We start from the raw sequence: 17,033 nt of genomic DNA, 5'->3' as shown, positions 1-17,033 counted from the left end.
CTATTGACTGGCGATCGCCCCACTAACTATCTTACAACAGCACCTTTACAAACAAGCAAACAGAAAAGCCAATTACCATTCGGGCAATTGGCTTTTCTGTTACTTGTCAATTCAGCAAAATGCTATCGCTGAATCTTGGAAACGACGCCCGCACCGACGGTACGATACTACGAACCTAGAATAAGGACTAAAGTCCTCACTACGAACCTAGAATAAGGACTAAAGTCCTCACTACGAACCTAGAATCAAGTAAGGTTTTTTTGACGTAGAATATAGGGCAACAATTTAGCGATGTTTCTAGCATCGTCAATGCCTCGGTGATGGGTTCCTTCTAGGGGTAAAGCCGCAAGTTCTAAGGCTTTTTCCATGCCGTATCGTTTTGGCAAGCCTTGGGTTTCTGAAAACAATTGTTTGAGATTGATGTGAGGACAAGCAATGGGAAAAGGGAGTTGATGAAAGTTGCAATTGTTTGCGATCGTAGTCTCCCCAGGAACCAAATACACCGTTTGGGTAGCCAGACAGCCAGTTTTTCAGCATCGCGCTTGCTTCTGGGTAAGTTGGAGCCCGATCGACTTCCGTTTGGGCGATCGATGTTAGCGCCGTGCAGAATTCGGTGAGAATGGGATGGCGCACGGGTTTGACGAAGGTTTGAAATTCATCAACGATTGTTAGGGTTGTGGAATCTACCATCACTGCGCCGATCTCGATAATTTCCATCTGATTTCGGGCGATCGATCCTTTGTCGCAGCAGGTTGCTTCCAAATCGAGCACTAGATAATAGTCGAAGTGTTTTAAATTCATCATAAATTTTACCTAAATATTTTTTATTTTTAACCGCAGATGAACACGGATTAACGCAGATAATTTTATACGATCGCCAAAACACCTCATTTTTGCAATCGATAGTGCAGCAGCATGAAACCGTTACTGTAGATTTTTCGATCGACCAATTCCAGATTCGTCGGCGCGATCGCCCTTGCAAACACAGGAATTCCCGCCCCAATGACTACCGGATTCAACTTGACAATCATCTCGTCAATCTCTGAAACCACCGTTGCTGCTAACTCACCACCACCGCACAGCCAGATGTCTTTACCCGTTTCTTGCTTCAATTCCTGAACCAATTCAACAGCATTTTCCGAAACCAGTGCAACATTCCCATCGGGGCTGGCTGTCATACTGCGAGACAAGACATACTGCTTCAAGCTGGGATAAGGATTGCTCAAACCCACATTTAGCCCGACTTCATAGGTTTTGCGTCCCATCAAAACAGCATCAAATTGCTTGTTACCTGGGCGAATGCCTAGTGCTTCGTGAAGGTGCGCCGGAATGGTTTCGGGAAAGCGATCGAACAAATCGGCGAAATGCTCTCCTGACATCGGAAAACAATCAAAGGAGCCATCTTTGCGAGCAATAAACCCGTCAACGGTGCAAGCCACGTAATATATGAGTTTTCTCATGTTTAAGATTGTTTGTTAAGAAGTTTTGGGAATCACCAAGGCTGAAACCATGGTAGCAGTAGTGCTTTTCAAGTGCGCGATCGCCCGCATCTCTAGAGACAATAGAAGGAAAGGGCGATCGATACTCCGAAAGAAGATAAGCTGATGTCAACTAAATATGACTGCTGAAAATGGCCGAACAAGATGAAGCTTCCAAAACCATAAAAGTCACAATGCCTAACCGAATCCATCAAAAGCTGAAGAAGCTGTCTGACGAGTCAGGAATATCCATGTCTAAACTGATGCTCCTGGCAACTATCAAGGAATATAAGCTCATTGATGATAAAGATACCACTGACTAACCCCATTTAGTACCCAATCTTACCCCATTATGCTATCCTTTAGGGAAATAGTCAACCCTGGAGGTGTACTTGTGACCCAAAATGAACTCGAAGCCCTTGTCGATGAACTCGGCTTAGTCGCTGTCATTAGCCTGTTGGCAACAATCTGCCACAACAAAGCCCGACAAACCTTGTGCCTCAAAGGACAAGGGGCCAGTCCTTATACGGCATGGAACAGCAATGGCTTCTTGCTGAAACAGTTGATGACTAGGCTGCGCCCGATCGGCAGTTGCGATCGCGATGTCAACCTCAACGGCAACTGAGGTTCTGAGATTCAACCCGTGCAAGTCCGCAAAGCATTGGTTTTAGTCGGTTAACAGCCGGGTATGTATGCTTTAACTGTTAGGGCACGGGTTGAAACTCCTCGGTTTTGAACCAAGAATGGAGAGGACGGGACTCGAACCCGCATCGATCGACAGCAACTTTCAGGAAACGCGCTTCCTTACTGCCCGCAAGCAGACGGGAACTGCCCCCATCTCGGACTGTTAATTCCTTTCAGTGCATCTGCAACCCGCTGCCAGTTTGTGTTTTCAGGGAACGTCGCGAAGCAACTTTTTACCCTACTCAACAAACGCGATCGTCCTTTTGAGAGCCGCTTTACCTAGTTTTTACGGTGCCATTCCATTTAGGCGACCTCCCCAAAATTTCTATTGCTAAGTAGGTGGACATAAATAAATGCAACAATGTCATTGCGAGGAACGAAGCAATCGCAGGGTTTTCGGATTACTTCGTTATCTTTTCGGACAGGTAATATATATGTCTACCTACTTATAGGATAGCAAATCTATTTGCCAAGTCCCCGAATATTTCATTAAGGAAGATGAAGGAATCGAACCCTTACAGGTGTTACCTGTACCCTTGTTTTCAAGACAAGTTGCTGACCATTTAGCGGCATCTTCCATGATGCAAAACATCCATGATTCCTATGGCTCAAACATAGGAAATCCACCGGGAAGGTACTGCCCCTTCTACCTCTGCGTTATCAGCACAGTTCCTCGCTTTTCGGATTCCGGTGGTGAGATCAAATCCCTGTCGCCTCGCGCCGTATTTGTAAGGACACAGCACTGCTTTATCCCTAGGATTATCGGTACAATAAACCGGATTTGATATTAAAAGGAAGATGAAGGAATCGAACCTTTACAGTTGCCTGTACCCTGGTTTTCGAGGCCAGTTGCCAACCGTTTAGCGGCATCTTCCAAGGGTATCCGACGGGACGTTATGGTGTTGCTCGCGAGCGGGACGCTCGCACTGAGGGATTCACAGGCTAGCGTCTCGACCGCTTCGACTTCAGACACCGCATGGAATCAAGGAGAATCGAACTCCTAACCTCTTGCGTGCAAAGCAAGCGCTCTACCAATTGAGCTATGACCCCGTTTTGGTGGATACTGGTCGGACTCGAACCGACATTTTCCTAGTTGCGAACTAAGCGCTTTTCCGATTAAGCTACAGACCCAAAGTTGGTGGATTGCGATCGGATTTGAACCGATATCTTTCTAGCAGCCAGCTAGATGCTTTTCCAATTAAGCTACGAACCCATTCAGCAGGAGTGGTAGGACTCGAACCCACAACATTCGAGGTAGAAGCTCGACACTCTATCCAGTTGAGTTACACTCCCGTATTGTTTGTTAATAAGGCTGGCGCGCGGGTGACCAGAAACCGGGTTTTTTGCGAAAATACTTCACTATAGTTCGCAGATTGTATGAAAAACCCGGTTTCTTTGATTTATGGGCAATCTTTAATTAACATCATGTTCATTCAATTAATTGGGATTTGTCGTTGGGCGGGGGCGGGTTTATAAGATTGTTATTTGTAGGCAGTTATTGTTGGCGAACCCGCCCCTACAGGACTTATTGCAAATCCAACACCTACAAAGCTTTCGACTTTTCTTGATACCATTTTTTGGCTGCATTCATCACTGCTTTATTAACCTCTTTCCAGGTCAAGCCAGCAGCTTCTAGTTCTGCAACACTTTCTTTCTGTACATCAGCGTTAAACCATTTTAAAAATGCTCCGATTTTGTCCATCTCAAACTGACCAGAACAAACTTCTGTCACCCCTTGTTCTAATCGAGCAGGGGTTACAAACAGATTCACAAAGTCATCAATGCTTTGAGCAACTTCTGGGTCGATTTGAACTGGTTGTTTTGTTTTTATAGCTTGGTGTTTTTCGCCTTTGGCTTTGAACAGCAGTTCCGCATAAGACAACCTTTCCGCAAGTTCGCCGCTTTCGGGAAACATTACCAAGCCTTCGCCAATCCCTTCGAGGCCGAAAGTTTCTTTCGCCCAAGGATCTAGTTTTTCTACAGTATCAACCGCTTGATTGAGAGTGTTAACAGCCGATTCTAGTTGAGTGCGATCGCCAAAATCCAAAACAATCGGTTCTCCATAAAAAGGTAAGACAAAAATATCGGGATGTTTTGGCAAAAACTCAGCGATTTTGTCCGGGCAAATTTCCAGTTTGGCAACTTTTCCATCTATGCCGCCGAATTGCACTGCAAAAACTGCAAAGATTTTGCGATCGATCTCAGATACAGCCGTCCGTTTCTGAATGCCTTTACCGCACCATTCCCCAAAAATAGTTGCGTGTTCGGTACTCGCCAATCGAGAGAAGTAATCGATATTTTGATTTACCCAATTCGCAAAGCCGAGATTGTCGTTTTCTGGGGAGATTATTTGCGATCGACTTTGGACAGCAACTTTACCATCAGTAAAGATTTGAATGCCACCATTAGTACCGTCGAGTTTAATTTTAGCTCGATAAGTTATCTTCGGAGCTTCCCCAACCAATTCTAAACTGCGGCGAAGATTGTACAGCAGTTCGATGCTCGGCCATGTTTGCATTACGGTCGATCGATCCGCTGTTTGTTGACAGTAAATTGCCGACAAATCGATACCAATTACTTCATCAACTTTGCCCAAAGCCATACCAAAAGAATAAACACCTCGCAGCTTTGCCGGTTTGATTATAGTACCGTCTTTCAGCACAGAATCAGTTAAGGCTATCGCAACGATATCGCCAACATCATAAATGTTTTCTGAGTTGGCAACAATTTGCACTGAATCATGCCCTGGAGCTTCAAAATTATAGAGATATAGCGCATCAGCATTAGGATGATTTTGCGCGGTTTTTACTTCCATAGCAATTACAGGCATGGGAAACTCCTTTGGTTATAACTTTATTAAAAGGTGAAATAGTGCAATTCCCTAAGGATAGCTGCGCCGATCGCACTATTTGCGTGCGAGTTATCAGAGCATTGCGTTTTCTGAGTTACTAGAGGGACTCCGCCGATGAGTTATTACACACTCTTTAAAGGATGGCTACTTCTAAGCCTACCTATCGGGTTCACTGCACTCCCCGTTCGCAAACGCGCGCCGTTTTTGACAGCGTTACCTTTCCTCTCGTACTAAAGTATGTAGGCTCCAAAGATTGGGACACGCAAAGTACGCGCGGCGCAGCTATCCCGTAGGGAATCGCTCTTAACATAAGACTTACGCATCAATGGTCATAAACCGGGTTTTTTCCGAAAATCTTCCGCCTTCACCAAAAGATGAGATAAAAAACCCGGTTTCTTCGATCGAATAGGTAAGTTTTGCAATATAAAAAATTAATCATTCAATGGAATCAACCTCCTTAAAATCAAGCAATAACAACGAGAGTGGTAGGAGTCGAACCCACAACATCCGCGTCCGAAGCGCGGCGCTCTATCCATTGAGCTACACTCCCATAAATTGGTAGTCATGACAGGATATTACCCCGCTCTTGCTTGTAGCAAACAGGACTCCAAAAGCGGATGATGGGACTCGAACCCATGCGCTGAGAATGGCATACTCAAATGCTAACCTTTACATCACACCCGCAAACAAATTTGATATTTTAGTTTACGTGTAACAGTCACTTGTCAACAATTGTAAAACTTCACTGTCAACTGTCAACTGTCAACTGTCAACTGTTTAATCAGCCAAGCGGATAACGAGGCTCGAACTCGTGCCTAGAGTTTGGAAGACTCGAATGCTACCGTTACACCATATCCGCGCGATCGAAAATGTAAAACTGCTTTTATAGACTGCTCATCGTTATGAAAAATCTCGATTAATTTGAGGAAAATCTACTGTCAAATTCTGCAAATATCCTTCCTTCTTCGCTAGAGTCTAGGACGGAAAATAGTACGCTTTTGAATCTGCCAGCAAATTGACCGTTTGGCAATAAAAAGTCTGCAAACATCTGAGCTACCATAGATGGATCGTTCCTGAAGACACCACATCCCCAAGCTCCTAAAATTAACGCATCGGAACCTTTGTTAACAGCTAAAGCCAACAATTTTGCACCGCGTCCGTACAGAGTTTCGCGAATTTTTCCCGTACTTTCTGACTCTTTTCGGGAAATCTCACCAGCATTCGGAGCGCAACTCGTGATAAAATCAACAAGATAAGGTTCCTCAAGCAAAGTTCCATCATCTTTTCGGAATACTGAACAGCCGGGAGAGTAGATGAGTCGATCGGAGTAGAGCAGCGATTTATGAGAGCGATGATACTCGTAATATTTAGGACATTTTAAGAGGCTTTTGTACAGTGCAGAACTGCGTGCTAAGCTCTCTTCTTGCGCTTGAGCGCCTCTGATGAATCCACCACCCGGATTTTTGGCAGAAGCGAAATTTAGGACTCCTATTTTTGCAAATTTGTGCGATCGCCCTATACGCTCTGCACCCACCAGCGTTGTCTCATTCCTCACCATAAATTCCGTGTTCGAGAATTGGGGAGTACCTGAGAGAACGTTTTCCTGAATCGCTGACAGGGCTTCGGGTTCGTAGTATGCCGTCCCAGCAATACAGGAGGCTAATTGGCGATCGATCTTAACCTGCTTCCCTTCCGGGGACAAGTAGCAACCATCTTCGAGAATTTTTAGCGTGTTTTGGGCGATCGCAATTCTTTTCATACTTTTTACTGAGATTTGCTACAAAAAATTTGGGCTGTAACTTCTATTGAAAAGTTAGCACAATTAGATAGACTCCTTCTGAGCTTTAGGACAAGCAAGTGGCGAGAGTTGAACTCGCATAAAAGCTTTACAAGAGCCTCATGTTGCCAATTACATCACACCTGCAATTTTGGTGGCGGGGACAGGAGTTGAACCTGCTATGAAGAGGCTTATGAGACCTCCAAGCCTACCCAGGCTACTTCACCCGCGATATCACCAAATACCCCTGGCTGGCCTCGAACCAGCAACCTCCTCGTTCTAAGCGAGGCACCTCTTCCAATTGGGCTACAAGGGCAAAATAGTTGACAGTTGACAGTTGACAGTTGATAGTTGATAGTTGATAGTTAACCACTGTAATTTTATCTTATATATATTAAAAATTCATGCTCCCGACAGGATTTGAACCTGTAAAAAACTAGCTTCTCGAACTAGCGCGTCTGCCGTTTCGCCACGAGAGCAAATAGTAGAAATTGGCTATTAACCAAGTACCCCTGACAGGATTTGAACCTGCAAAAACACCGATTCTGATTCGATGATGTTTTCCAATTACATCACAGGGGTAAAGTCGGGATAGCAGGATTTGAACCTGCAACCTTCGGCTCCCAAAGCCGCCGCGCTACCAAGTTGCGCCACATCCCGTTCATGCTCCAGGTGAGACTCGAACTCACAATCAAAATAGAACAGATTTTAAGTCTGCCGCGTCTGCCAATTCCGCCACAAGAGCAAGTATAAACTTAAGGAAAATTTGGTACTCCTAGTGAGATTTGAACTCACACTTGACAATTTTTGAAATTGCCGCCTCTTCCAATTGGGCTACAGGAGTATAATTAATCTGCTTTGGTAATAGCAGAACTGGGAAGGTAGGGCTTGAACCTACATTTGTCCGCTTTCAAAGAGCGGTGCCATACCGATTAGGCGACTTCCCAATAATTGAATGCCGGGGTAGGCTTTGAAGCTACAAACTGATGCTTCAGAGGCATCCGACTTTACCAATTTGTCCACCCGGCAATTTGAAAAATGGCTGCCTCAGTAGGACTCGAACCTACAACCATCACGTTAACAGCGTGCAGCTCTACCGTTGAGCTATGAGGCAACGCAATCCCCCAAGTCAGTATCGAACTGACGGCCTCTTGTTCTTCACACAAGCACTCTACCAACTGAGCTATCGGGGGAAAACGGAGAGAGAGGGATTTGAACCCTCGACGGTTGTTAAGCCGCTCTTTCTTAGCAGGAAAGCGCCATAAGCCTCTCGGCCACCTCTCCTCAATGAGCGAGAACGGAGGGATTTGAACCCCCAAATCTTCAGCCGCGCAAACTGAGTTGTTGTCCGATTACAACACATTCTCATAATTGCAATTGCATATTAAATGCAATTACAAATAATTTACAATCTCAAATCTCAAATCTTAAATCTTGAATCTAAAAATCCAAAATCTAAAATCCAAAATCTAAAATCGCATGGGTCGGGCTGGAATCGAACCAGCAATGCTTTAAGCTACTGTTTTACAGACAGCTACTCATACCAATATGAGAACCGACCCAAGGTTGAAAATTTGGTAGGTCGCCGAGGAATTGAACCTCGATCCATCCGCTTAAAAGGCGGCTGCAAAACCATTCTGCCAACGACCCACACACAGTGCTGACGGGAGTTGAACCCGCAAATCACTTGGGTGAAAACCAAGCGGCTTAAACCATTTGCCTACAGCACTAAAAATTTGATATTAAAAAATTGGCACAGGAACTGAGATTTGAACTCAGAATGCTGGTTTTGGAGACCAGAGTGTTGCCAGTTACACCATCCCTGCTTGCGATATAAGTTCAAAGAAACCGGGCTTTTTACCTAATCTCTGGGCTCGGGTGAAGAATTTTCGTAAAAAACCCGGTTTCTAACTACCTGTGCGTCGAGCACTGTGTTGCTTTGTTACTTTCAAAGTTAAAAACTGCAATTAAAAGAGTGTTGGTTTAATCTTTTAATTTCTCGTTTTTCAAAACAAGTCAGCTTCTGGACATTCGCCGATTAAACTTGGGCTTCATCTCGCAGTTGCCAAACCATTTTCTGAGCTTCCCATGCTGCATCAAGTTGTTGCAAAGTAGCATCAACGTCTTGAGAATAGCTGTCAGAAAGGGTTTTTTGAACGAACGCAGTCAACTGATCTTCCAAGCTGGCACTATTATTTGATACATCGTTTGGCATGAACTTTGAAAGAACGGTAGTTTTGGTCTTCATAACTTCTAACCTCCGTCAATGTCTATTAGGCTTTACTTCCTCTGTTTTGTAGAATGACCGACTTTACAGTGCGTACCCTAAATAATTAAATTTCATGGAATTTATGTAATTTTTAATTACAATTGGGAACAGAGGTTAGGGGATTTTGGATTTTAGATTTTAGATTGAAGAATTATTACTTGAGATTTGAGTCGATTTAAAATTTAAAATTTTAAATCAAAATTTCAAATCTAAAATCTCAATATCTCAAATAAGGTGCGTCGCTATGAGATTGTCGATATTATTTAGGATTTTTGATGGCGACGCACCCTACAGCTCAAATCCAAAATCCAAAATCTAAAATCCAAAATTGCTTGACGGGGCTGACGGGTTTTGATCCCGCTACCTTCGCTGTGACAGAGCGACGCTCTCCCAATTGAGCTACAGCCCCACAAAGGTTTGTGTTTGGACGGGGTGGCGGTTGATTCCGCGTACTACAACCTAGGGGTTATGGTTGCCGGAGTCTACACCGCCAAATGTCCAAAAGTATGTGACATTGTTAATTTCCTATTCAGTTTTCAAGGTTCGTATTGCTTGTGAGTTAAAGCTTTGAAGCTCTTTCCCGGTTGCTATATACTTATACTACATTATGTACTACAGAACTGTCAAGGGGGTAATACAACTTTTTTTGAAATCTTTTTTTTGACATGGGTGTCGATCGCCCTTTCCGAACACTCCCACTCTGCCAAACTACGTAAAATCAAGACATTTGGCTGCTAAACTGGTGGTGTCGTTCGAGAAAAATCCGATGCTGAAACTGTACTACAATCCGATTTCTCTGAATTCTCGTCGCGTGTGGGTGGCACTTCTGGAGAAACAAGTTGCGTTTGAGCCGATCGCACTTAACCTCGACGGCGACCAATTTGCACCGGATTTTCTGGCAATTAACCCGTTTCACCGCATACCGGCGTTGGTGGATGGAGATTTGACTTTGGTGGAGTCGCTGGCAATTCTCGATTATATAGATGCCAAATATCCGACGCCCCCACTGCTACCGACAGAGGCGAAAGCCTTGGGAATTGTGCGGATGGTGTCCATGCTGACTTTAAATGAACTGTTGCCGGCAATGTTTCCCTTAACCAGGCAAATGCTGGGTGTGCCGGGAGACAGTGAGGAAAAGTTGGCACAGTCAAAGCAACAGATATTAACCGTGCTGAGGTTTTTTGAGGGCTTGTTGGCCGATCGGCGCACTTTTTTTGCTGGCGAACAGTTTTCTTTGGCGGAAGTCGTGGCGGGGACTGCGGTTCCTTCTGTGGGGATGTTTGACATATCTTTTGATGAGTATCCGAAGTTGCAGCAGTGGGTTGCGAGACTTGCAGGGCGCGAGAGTTGGCTGCAAACGGAGGTACCTCAAGCGCAAATTGCGGCGAAAATCCCAATTATTCGGGATTTACTGGCGGCAAGGCTTTAAATCTTCAACCCGCCTCCGCAGGTTTCGTCTGTCTAGGCGCGATTTCAATCGCCCGCTTCCCATCGCCCCCTATTTACTGGCGGCAAGGCTTTAAAGATATACAGGGCGATAAATATACCGGGCGATTAGAAATCGCGGCTATACAAACAATGTCCACCTCCGTGGACTCAAGAAACTTCTAAGCCCCTAAATATATCGGGTGATTGAAATCGCCCTTAATCGCAATCGCTGGCAATTTCTTCAACCCGCGCAGGCGGGTTTCGTCTGTCTAGGCGCGATTTCAATCGCCCGGATTCGATCGCCCGCTTCCGATCGCCCGGATTCGATCGCCCGCTTCCGATCGCCCGGATTCGATCGCCCGGATTCGATCGCCCGGATTCGATCGCCCGGATTCGATCGCCCTTCCGATCCCGCTGTCAATCCCCGCTGAGACATATTTATCAAAAATAAGGTTTCTTTTCCTTGAAATTCCCATTATCATTATCGGCAGTGTGGAGTGAAAGGAATCCCAAGTGACCGGAAATCATCTGTTTCAAAGACTGCGAAAAAAATGGCGTTTTGTGGCGATCGCCCTAGCAGCGGCTACAATAAGCTTTATCGTCGGTACGCTGCTGCCAGGAAACCAACAAGGAAGCGACAAACCTGCAACCGCCGCCGTGCAGAACCTCAAGCAATCCTTAACGGTAAATCGGCTAGCAAAAGAGGTTGGGGACGATCGAACAGGCTTTAATCTCGATCGCACAATTGAAGAACTTCTCACCGTATTGGAATCCAAAGAAAAAAACTTGACTTTTGTGCCACCTGAGCAGTTTCAGGGAAAAACTGTTTTTGAAGGGACAATCAAATATTCCCAAAAAGTTATTGCTTTAACAGTTGATGACGGGCCGTGGCCAGAAACAACTGAACAAATGCTGGATATTTTTAAGCAAAATGACATTAAAGCAACATTTTTTTGGATAGGTAAATCTCTCGAAGCTTCTCCTGACATTGCTCGTCGAGTTGTAGCAGAAGGTCACGCGATCGGCAATCATACGTGGCATCACCCTTACGATCCGATGGATGCGGCGACGGCGGCTAGCGAAATAGATCGCACGGCAAAACTTATTTACGAAACGACGGGAGTTAAGACTACTTATTTCCGCCCGCCGGGAGGAGTTTTGACTAATGGTTTGGCTAAGTATGCTAAGGAGCAAAATTATTCTGTGGTGATGTGGTCGGTAACTTCTGCTGATACCGATCCCCGCGCTCAACCAGAAGCTTTTGTTGAGAATGTGTTGAAGAATGCCAAGCCGGGGGCGATTGTGTTGATGCACGACGGCGGGGGCGATCGATCTCGGACTATTAAGGCTTTACCGGAGATGATTGCTGGTTTGAAACAGCAGGGATATCGGTTTGTGACGATTCCTGAGTTGCTGGAAATGCAAGGGCAATCGGCAGCGTAAATTGTGCGGCGATTGGTTGTCTTTTTTCGAGGAGAAAACTAAGGCTAAAGAAACCCGTTTTCTGGGATAAATATTGGTTTTTCAACTATATATACGAAGAATCTGGGTTTCTTACTCCCTAGGATTGCGTCCTTTAATAGCATAAATTTGCGATAGATTTTAGATTTATACAATATGATTTAACCGCAGAGAACACAGAGAACACAGAGGAAGAGAATAGAGAGATGAATTATTAATATGCACCGTGCGATATAATTTTTGTGAAAAATGATATGAAAAAATCTCAAGAAATTAGAAAATAATGAAGTTGAGAGGATAGGGGATATTCCTACTGAGGTAAGGTTGATAAATACTGTTGATAATGAGTTAGTTCGTCACTGGCTGCACTCTTTGGATACTTGTCCCAGTACCAACAGTTGGGCGATCGCCCGCGCAGACCAACTGCACCACGGAGATGTAGTATTTACTAAGCAGCAAACCAACGGGCGCGGACAACAAGGGCGCACTTGGCACTCCCCAACCGGTGTTTTGACTGCGAGTTTTGTACTCGACAACCTCAATCCCAATCTGTTACCCGGACTCAGTTTAGCAGTCGGTTTGGCTGTGATTTTCGCGATCGAGGATTTGGTGCCCGAATGTCGCGATATGCTGCGCCTGAAATGGCCAAATGATGTTTGGATCGATCGACAAAAATTAGCCGGAATTCTCTGTGAAGCCACTTCTGGGAACACATTCGGCACTCGCGTGGTTGTCGGAATTGGCATCAACCGCTGCGTAGATTTCGCGGCGGCAGGATTGGATGCCAGGGCGATCGGCAATGCGGTAAGCTTGCATTCTATTGCGGGTAATGTGCCCGATGAACTCTGTTTGCTTGCCAGACTCCGGCACTATTTACTCGAACTAGCCGATATGTTCTCCACCACCGACAGGGCACCCGAAAAGTCCGGTTTAGCGCGACTGTTACCGGAATTGCGCCGTCGCGACGGGCTGATTGGCTGTAATGTGGCGATCGAACTTGCGTCGGAAACTATCTGCGGAGAAGCCGCCGGGATTGACGGATGCGGCCGGTTGTTAGTATGCTTGGCAGGCGATCGAATACAAGCCTTTACCTCCGGCCGAATACGATTAAGTTAAGACGAAGAAGTCATTTGTTATTTGTTATTTGTTATTTGTTATTTGTTAGCAATTCCCGATGCCCGATGCCCGATGCCCGATGCCCGATGCCCGATGCCCGATGCCCGATGCCCGATGCCCCATTACCCAATTTAATTTACCACCTCAAACATGACCAATCTGCTCAGCCACAGCGGTTGATTAGCCTCCACACCTTCGGGACGACCCTTAGTAGAAGCAACTTGTATTCTATTGCCATTTATCCCTTCTTTAACCAGAGCAGCCTTCACATTTATCGCCCTTTCCAGCGCCAACTTTTGATTTTCCGCAGGGCTGCTTTTAAAATCGCTGTAGCCAATTACCCTCAAATTAGTCGTGCTATTCTCCTCCATATATTGTTTAACTTTGCTCAGTTTTTGTGCTATATCTTTCGGCGACAAAATTGCCGAACCAGCACCGAAATAAAGGCGAACTTCTATTGGCGGTGACGGCAGTTGAGTTCCGATTCCCACTGTATTTGTTACCGACTTCACCCCCGGAATTTTCTCAAAAGCTTGAGTAATTTTCTGAGCATCCGTTGCTTTGCTCACACTACCTGCAATCGCGACTTTTCCCTCTGCATAGCGAGCCGAGATATTAATGCTTTCTAACTTATTCAAAAGAGCCACAGTCCGCTTGACATCAGCTTCGGTTAAAACCGGATCGGGAGGTACTTCAACGGCTATAATTTTATTGTCAATTCTTAATTTGGGAGCTGCATCCTGAGCGATTTTTTCCGCTTTCACTCGCAGCTTTTGATTCGGCACTCGTCCCGAAATCTCTAATACTCCATCTTTAACATCTGCCGCAAGGCGATAAACCGATAAGTCGGGAGCAGATTGTAAAGCTAAATTTGTATCTGCTTCTAAAGTCGCTGCAATTCCGCTGCGGTATTCATGAGTGCCCCAACCTACGCCAATTAAACCTAACACTGCCAAACCGATAACTGGTAAAATTGGAATCTTAGTAGATTTAACTTTTACCTCTGTATCGATTAACTTTTGCAAGTTTAAGTTTACTCCTGGAGGCAGACGAGTCGGATCTCCGTTAAATGCCTGAATTTGCTCTCCGTATTCTTGAAGAATATTCTTAAATATTGCTCGCATTTTGTACTTAAACCATTGGCGGGTTCCTCCTTCGATCACTACTGCTAGATAACACGAACCTGCTACTTCCAATACTATCGAAGATGTCCCGTATTGTACCGCATCAATCTCTGCAAGATTTCCCGATTGAGATATGCAGTCGTTGACAAAAGAGCGAATAGCAGTCAGCATCCCTGCTATCATTTCTGATTCTAGCTCTTCGCTTTCAGGCGGCTGCACTCCTGCAATTAACAATCCAGAATTTTTTTGAATCAAAAATACAGCTTTAACAGTCAGCGGTGCTGTTGCTTGCATTAGCAATTCTGCTTCAGAAATTCCTTGCAATTTGGCTTTAATTTTGCGAGCGATCGCATCAGGACTTAACGATTGATCCAACTTTTCGTTAATCTCGCGCATCGTCTCGCCGATGTATTTTAAAATTGTGCTGCCGATGATCGGATAAAGTGCATCCGACATTGCTTCTCGCTTGATAGTAATTTGCTGTTTGATTGCCGAGGCCATTTCCGGCGCCAGCGCTATGGCAATTTCATCGGGATATTCACTAATTCTGTGGCTGATTCCCACAGGAATAGAAGGCGCTAGGGCTACTCCAAACGACTGCCGATTTTCTCGGATTTTGGTATCAATTACTTCATCAATTATCGGAGCGATGGTTTCGGCAAATGATTTTCTAGAGTCATTAATTGTTTGGATCATCATTTCTGGAAAGATGCTTTTAATTCGGGCCATTAATTCTGCCCGATCGCCTCCCCATTCAGCATCAGTTATTTTGCGTTCTAGTTCCTGTACTTTACTGTTGAGATTGTAATTATAACCTACCACTTCATCTAATAACGGTAAAATAGATTGGATGACAGATTTTTCTAGTTGGGAGTGATGGCTAACCATCAGCTCGTCAATCAAGGGTTTGAGTAAATCTGTAAACAAGTCTGTCGATTGATAAATCCGGTGTTCGATCGCCACAATCTTTTGTTCGATATTTCCGAGTCTTTCATCAATCTTTTTGTTCTGAACGATCGCATCGACAGTAGGGGCGATCGCAGATTCTATCTCTAGCTTAGCGTCCCGAATGCTTCCGGACAGCATTTCCAAGATCGCGGGCATGATTCTTCCCATCAACCCTTCGATCTCGCCTAAAACTTGCTGCTGAACTTCGACAATCTTACTTTCATTTTGCAATATTTTTGCTGCAATACCGCTGTTTTGAATAGCAGTATCGACAGCAGGTGCGATCGCCTCTGTCACCTCTAACTTTGTCTCGTCAATTTTCCGGTTCAGCGACTCAATCATTAACGGCATCAACCTTGCCAGGATTTCTTCCGGCTGAGATTTTTGCTGGCGCTGAAGATTATTGAGCCTACTTTCTACATCGCTCAATTTTCCTGGAACTTCTCTTTGCAGAATTGCTGATTCAATCAAAGGTTCGATCGCTGCTGCTACCTCTAATTTTGATTCATCAATTTTCCGGTTCAGCAAATCCGTGATTGCTGGCATTAGCATCGCCATAATCTCTTCTGGCGTCTGAATTGGCGACTCTTGGGTAGCCAGCCGGCGCTCGACGATGCTCAATACTTTTTCTTCTATTTCTACCCAAGCTATTCTTACCTGTACTGAGGGTGCAAGTGTTTCTACAACTTCTAACTTTAATTCACTAATTTTGCGGGCGAGCAAATCGCTAACTACCGGGACTAACTGTTTGATAATATCTTCCGGTTGCTGCTGGTAACGCTGCTGAACAGTCGCAAGTTTCTCTTCAATTATGACTACTTGTTCTTCCAGTCCATTTTGATTGTCAACTACTTGATTGATTGTCGGTGCGATCGCCGAAGTCACCTCTAACTTAGACTCCTCTACCTTGCGGTTGAGCAGATCTCCCACCATCAACATTAGCCGTTTAACTAACTGTTCTGAATTTCCCAATTGCTGCTGGTTGAAATCAGAAATTTGATTTTCCAAATCCGCTAATTTTGTCTGAACTTCCAGGCGATTGATTTTATCGTTGCCGACGAGTTCTATCGCCTGGTTTAATTGAAACTTCAACCGCTCTAGCTCTTCTCTCACTAACTCGGGAATTAAAGGTTTCAATAAATTCATCAATTCTTTCGGCTCAGACATTAGTTTCTCAAAATTTTCTAACCTTTGTTCTACGCTGAAAATATTACTGTAAAATTCCGGCAAATCCCTTTCAAACAACAGTTCCTGCAACCGTTTAAACTCTTCGACTGCTTTTTCTAAATCTTCTTCCGACGGTCGCTCATTGTTTGCTAAATTAGCGATTCTAGATAAGCCTGCTTCTTCGTTCTTGTTTTGTCGTCTTTGAGGTGGTATCTCTTCATGATTATTCAATACTTCCGGTACAACCGCAGGTGATTCGATCAAAAAAGACAATTGGTTGCGCCGATTTTCCTCTTCCTCAAGTCGCTCTGCTGATTTTTCAGATGGCGGTAACTTTAGCTCGATAGGTTCTTTTTTTGATTGCTTCAGTAACTGGATTTCAGTCAATATGATTAGCAATTCCTGAAGTTGATCTCCTGCTTTAGAACTTACCTGAGTTGCATCTGACACCTCTGTTTCTGACTGATATATGTTCCCTGAATTATCATTAGATGCTGCCATACTGTGCTACCAAAATCTGATTTTAAGCGATCGACTAAAATGACCAGCTTGCTTGTCGCCTGACGCCAGCGAACATCAATAGGAATGACACAATTTTGCCCAGTGTCAGACTTAATTAAGGCTATCACCGCTTCTAAAAACTTGGACAAACCTACCCACAGGTAATTTGGATCCCAGTATAAGTCTGCGGTGTAACTTTGAGTCGATAACCACTAACGCGCTTGTGCTT

At 44.7% G+C, this 17,033-nt stretch carries 11 protein-coding genes, 26 tRNA genes and 1 other annotated feature; of the genes, 5 read left to right on the top strand and 32 right to left on the bottom strand.

The genetic code is table 11. The features are described 5' to 3' along the window. Positions 1–306: 306 nt before the first annotated feature. Together JGK20_RS34645 and JGK20_RS23605 are read right to left on the bottom strand one after the other, a co-directional pair. Complete coding sequence (locus JGK20_RS34645) at positions 307–804, bottom strand: 3'-5' exonuclease (protein ID WP_366039382.1); 498 nt, start codon at positions 802–804, stop codon at positions 307–309. A gap of 83 nt (positions 805–887) precedes the next feature. Then, on the bottom strand, positions 888–1,460 hold the full coding sequence (locus tag JGK20_RS23605; protein WP_293232358.1) for a dihydrofolate reductase family protein: 573 nt from the start codon (positions 1,458–1,460) through the stop codon (positions 888–890). A 412-nt stretch (positions 1,461–1,872) separates the two neighbouring features. Between JGK20_RS23605 and JGK20_RS23600 the strand changes: the two genes are divergently transcribed. Continuing rightward, positions 1,873–2,103: a hypothetical protein gene (locus JGK20_RS23600; protein WP_293232356.1), complete on the top strand. Its 231-nt coding sequence runs from the start codon at positions 1,873–1,875 to the stop codon at positions 2,101–2,103. 551 nt (positions 2,104–2,654) lie between these two features. Here JGK20_RS23600 and JGK20_RS23595 read toward each other — a convergent pair. The 29 genes from JGK20_RS23595 to JGK20_RS23455 all read right to left on the bottom strand — a co-directional run bounded on the left by JGK20_RS23595 (position 2,655) and on the right by JGK20_RS23455 (position 9,468). Next, positions 2,655–2,740 (bottom strand) — tRNA-Ser (locus JGK20_RS23595). A gap of 399 nt (positions 2,741–3,139) precedes the next feature. Beyond that, positions 3,140–3,212, bottom strand: a tRNA-Ala gene (locus JGK20_RS23590). 4 nt (positions 3,213–3,216) lie between these two features. Then, positions 3,217–3,293: transfer RNA gene (locus JGK20_RS23585), tRNA-Ala, on the bottom strand. Positions 3,294–3,298: 5 nt separating this feature from the next. Continuing rightward, a tRNA-Ala gene (locus tag JGK20_RS23580) sits at positions 3,299–3,375 on the bottom strand. A 6-nt stretch (positions 3,376–3,381) separates the two neighbouring features. Next, positions 3,382–3,455: transfer RNA gene (locus tag JGK20_RS23575), tRNA-Arg, on the bottom strand. A gap of 250 nt (positions 3,456–3,705) precedes the next feature. Beyond that, positions 3,706–4,992, bottom strand: a complete 1,287-nt coding sequence (locus tag JGK20_RS23570; protein WP_293192628.1) for an RNA ligase family protein — start codon at positions 4,990–4,992, stop codon at positions 3,706–3,708. A 132-nt stretch (positions 4,993–5,124) separates the two neighbouring features. Further along, positions 5,125–5,180: a sequence feature (23S ribosomal RNA rRNA prediction is too short), on the bottom strand. 310 nt (positions 5,181–5,490) lie between these two features. Further along, positions 5,491–5,563, bottom strand: a tRNA-Arg gene (locus JGK20_RS23565). Positions 5,564–5,625: 62 nt separating this feature from the next. Next, positions 5,626–5,697: transfer RNA gene (locus tag JGK20_RS23560), tRNA-Gly, on the bottom strand. 104 nt (positions 5,698–5,801) lie between these two features. Then, positions 5,802–5,872, bottom strand: a tRNA-Gly gene (locus tag JGK20_RS23555). 57 nt (positions 5,873–5,929) lie between these two features. Continuing rightward, a complete protein-coding gene (locus tag JGK20_RS23550; protein ID WP_293192626.1) occupies positions 5,930–6,772 on the bottom strand; it encodes a TIGR02452 family protein in 843 nt (280 codons plus the stop codon). Between the two features lie 93 nt (positions 6,773–6,865). Next, positions 6,866–6,937, bottom strand: a tRNA-Thr gene (locus JGK20_RS23545). 95 nt (positions 6,938–7,032) lie between these two features. After that, a tRNA-Leu gene (locus JGK20_RS23540) sits at positions 7,033–7,106 on the bottom strand. Between the two features lie 89 nt (positions 7,107–7,195). Then, positions 7,196–7,269, bottom strand: a tRNA-Leu gene (locus tag JGK20_RS23535). A 28-nt stretch (positions 7,270–7,297) separates the two neighbouring features. Continuing rightward, positions 7,298–7,372: transfer RNA gene (locus tag JGK20_RS23530), tRNA-Leu, on the bottom strand. Between the two features lie 4 nt (positions 7,373–7,376). Then, a tRNA-Pro gene (locus JGK20_RS23525) sits at positions 7,377–7,450 on the bottom strand. Positions 7,451–7,454: 4 nt separating this feature from the next. Then, positions 7,455–7,535, bottom strand: a tRNA-Leu gene (locus tag JGK20_RS23520). 22 nt (positions 7,536–7,557) lie between these two features. Continuing rightward, positions 7,558–7,634: transfer RNA gene (locus tag JGK20_RS23515), tRNA-Leu, on the bottom strand. Between the two features lie 29 nt (positions 7,635–7,663). Next, positions 7,664–7,737, bottom strand: a tRNA-Gln gene (locus tag JGK20_RS23510). A gap of 8 nt (positions 7,738–7,745) precedes the next feature. Continuing rightward, positions 7,746–7,819, bottom strand: a tRNA-Gln gene (locus JGK20_RS23505). A 10-nt stretch (positions 7,820–7,829) separates the two neighbouring features. Then, positions 7,830–7,904 (bottom strand) — tRNA-Asn (locus tag JGK20_RS23500). A gap of 6 nt (positions 7,905–7,910) precedes the next feature. Next, positions 7,911–7,983: transfer RNA gene (locus JGK20_RS23495), tRNA-Phe, on the bottom strand. Positions 7,984–7,987: 4 nt separating this feature from the next. Further along, positions 7,988–8,074, bottom strand: a tRNA-Ser gene (locus JGK20_RS23490). An 8-nt stretch (positions 8,075–8,082) separates the two neighbouring features. Further along, positions 8,083–8,157 (bottom strand) — tRNA-Arg (locus JGK20_RS23485). Positions 8,158–8,270: 113 nt separating this feature from the next. Then, positions 8,271–8,352 (bottom strand) — tRNA-Tyr (locus tag JGK20_RS23480). Positions 8,353–8,365: 13 nt separating this feature from the next. Further along, positions 8,366–8,440 (bottom strand) — tRNA-Lys (locus JGK20_RS23475). Between the two features lie 5 nt (positions 8,441–8,445). Next, positions 8,446–8,520, bottom strand: a tRNA-Glu gene (locus tag JGK20_RS23470). 21 nt (positions 8,521–8,541) lie between these two features. Further along, positions 8,542–8,616 (bottom strand) — tRNA-Trp (locus tag JGK20_RS23465). A gap of 212 nt (positions 8,617–8,828) precedes the next feature. Beyond that, complete coding sequence (locus tag JGK20_RS23460; RefSeq protein ID WP_293232354.1) at positions 8,829–9,038, bottom strand: hypothetical protein; 210 nt, start codon at positions 9,036–9,038, stop codon at positions 8,829–8,831. Positions 9,039–9,395: 357 nt separating this feature from the next. Further along, positions 9,396–9,468 (bottom strand) — tRNA-Asp (locus tag JGK20_RS23455). A gap of 318 nt (positions 9,469–9,786) precedes the next feature. Between JGK20_RS23455 and JGK20_RS23450 the strand changes: the two genes are divergently transcribed. From JGK20_RS23450 to JGK20_RS23435, 4 genes are all read left to right on the top strand, one after another. After that, complete coding sequence (locus JGK20_RS23450) at positions 9,787–10,488, top strand: glutathione S-transferase family protein (protein ID WP_366039379.1); 702 nt, start codon at positions 9,787–9,789, stop codon at positions 10,486–10,488. A gap of 199 nt (positions 10,489–10,687) precedes the next feature. Next, positions 10,688–10,918, top strand: coding sequence for a hypothetical protein (locus JGK20_RS23445; protein WP_293183788.1), 231 nt, complete (start codon positions 10,688–10,690; stop codon positions 10,916–10,918). A gap of 82 nt (positions 10,919–11,000) precedes the next feature. Beyond that, the gene (locus tag JGK20_RS23440; RefSeq protein ID WP_293192620.1) at positions 11,001–11,930 is read left to right on the top strand and encodes a polysaccharide deacetylase family protein; all 930 of its coding nucleotides are present in this window, start codon (positions 11,001–11,003) and stop codon (positions 11,928–11,930) included. A 342-nt stretch (positions 11,931–12,272) separates the two neighbouring features. Next, positions 12,273–13,064, top strand: a complete 792-nt coding sequence (locus JGK20_RS23435; protein WP_293232352.1) for a biotin--[acetyl-CoA-carboxylase] ligase — start codon at positions 12,273–12,275, stop codon at positions 13,062–13,064. Positions 13,065–13,195: 131 nt separating this feature from the next. Here JGK20_RS23435 and JGK20_RS23430 read toward each other — a convergent pair whose 3' ends face one another. After that, the gene (locus JGK20_RS23430; RefSeq protein ID WP_293212491.1) at positions 13,196–16,804 is read right to left on the bottom strand and encodes an OmpA family protein; all 3,609 of its coding nucleotides are present in this window, start codon (positions 16,802–16,804) and stop codon (positions 13,196–13,198) included. Between the last annotated feature and the right edge of the window lie 229 nt (positions 16,805–17,033).

The sequence above is a fragment of the Microcoleus sp. PH2017_05_CCC_O_A genome (assembly GCF_020738785.1).
Classification (GTDB): Bacteria; Cyanobacteriota; Cyanobacteriia; order Cyanobacteriales; family Microcoleaceae; genus Microcoleus.
This window is presented reverse-complemented; position numbering and strand designations above follow the sequence as displayed.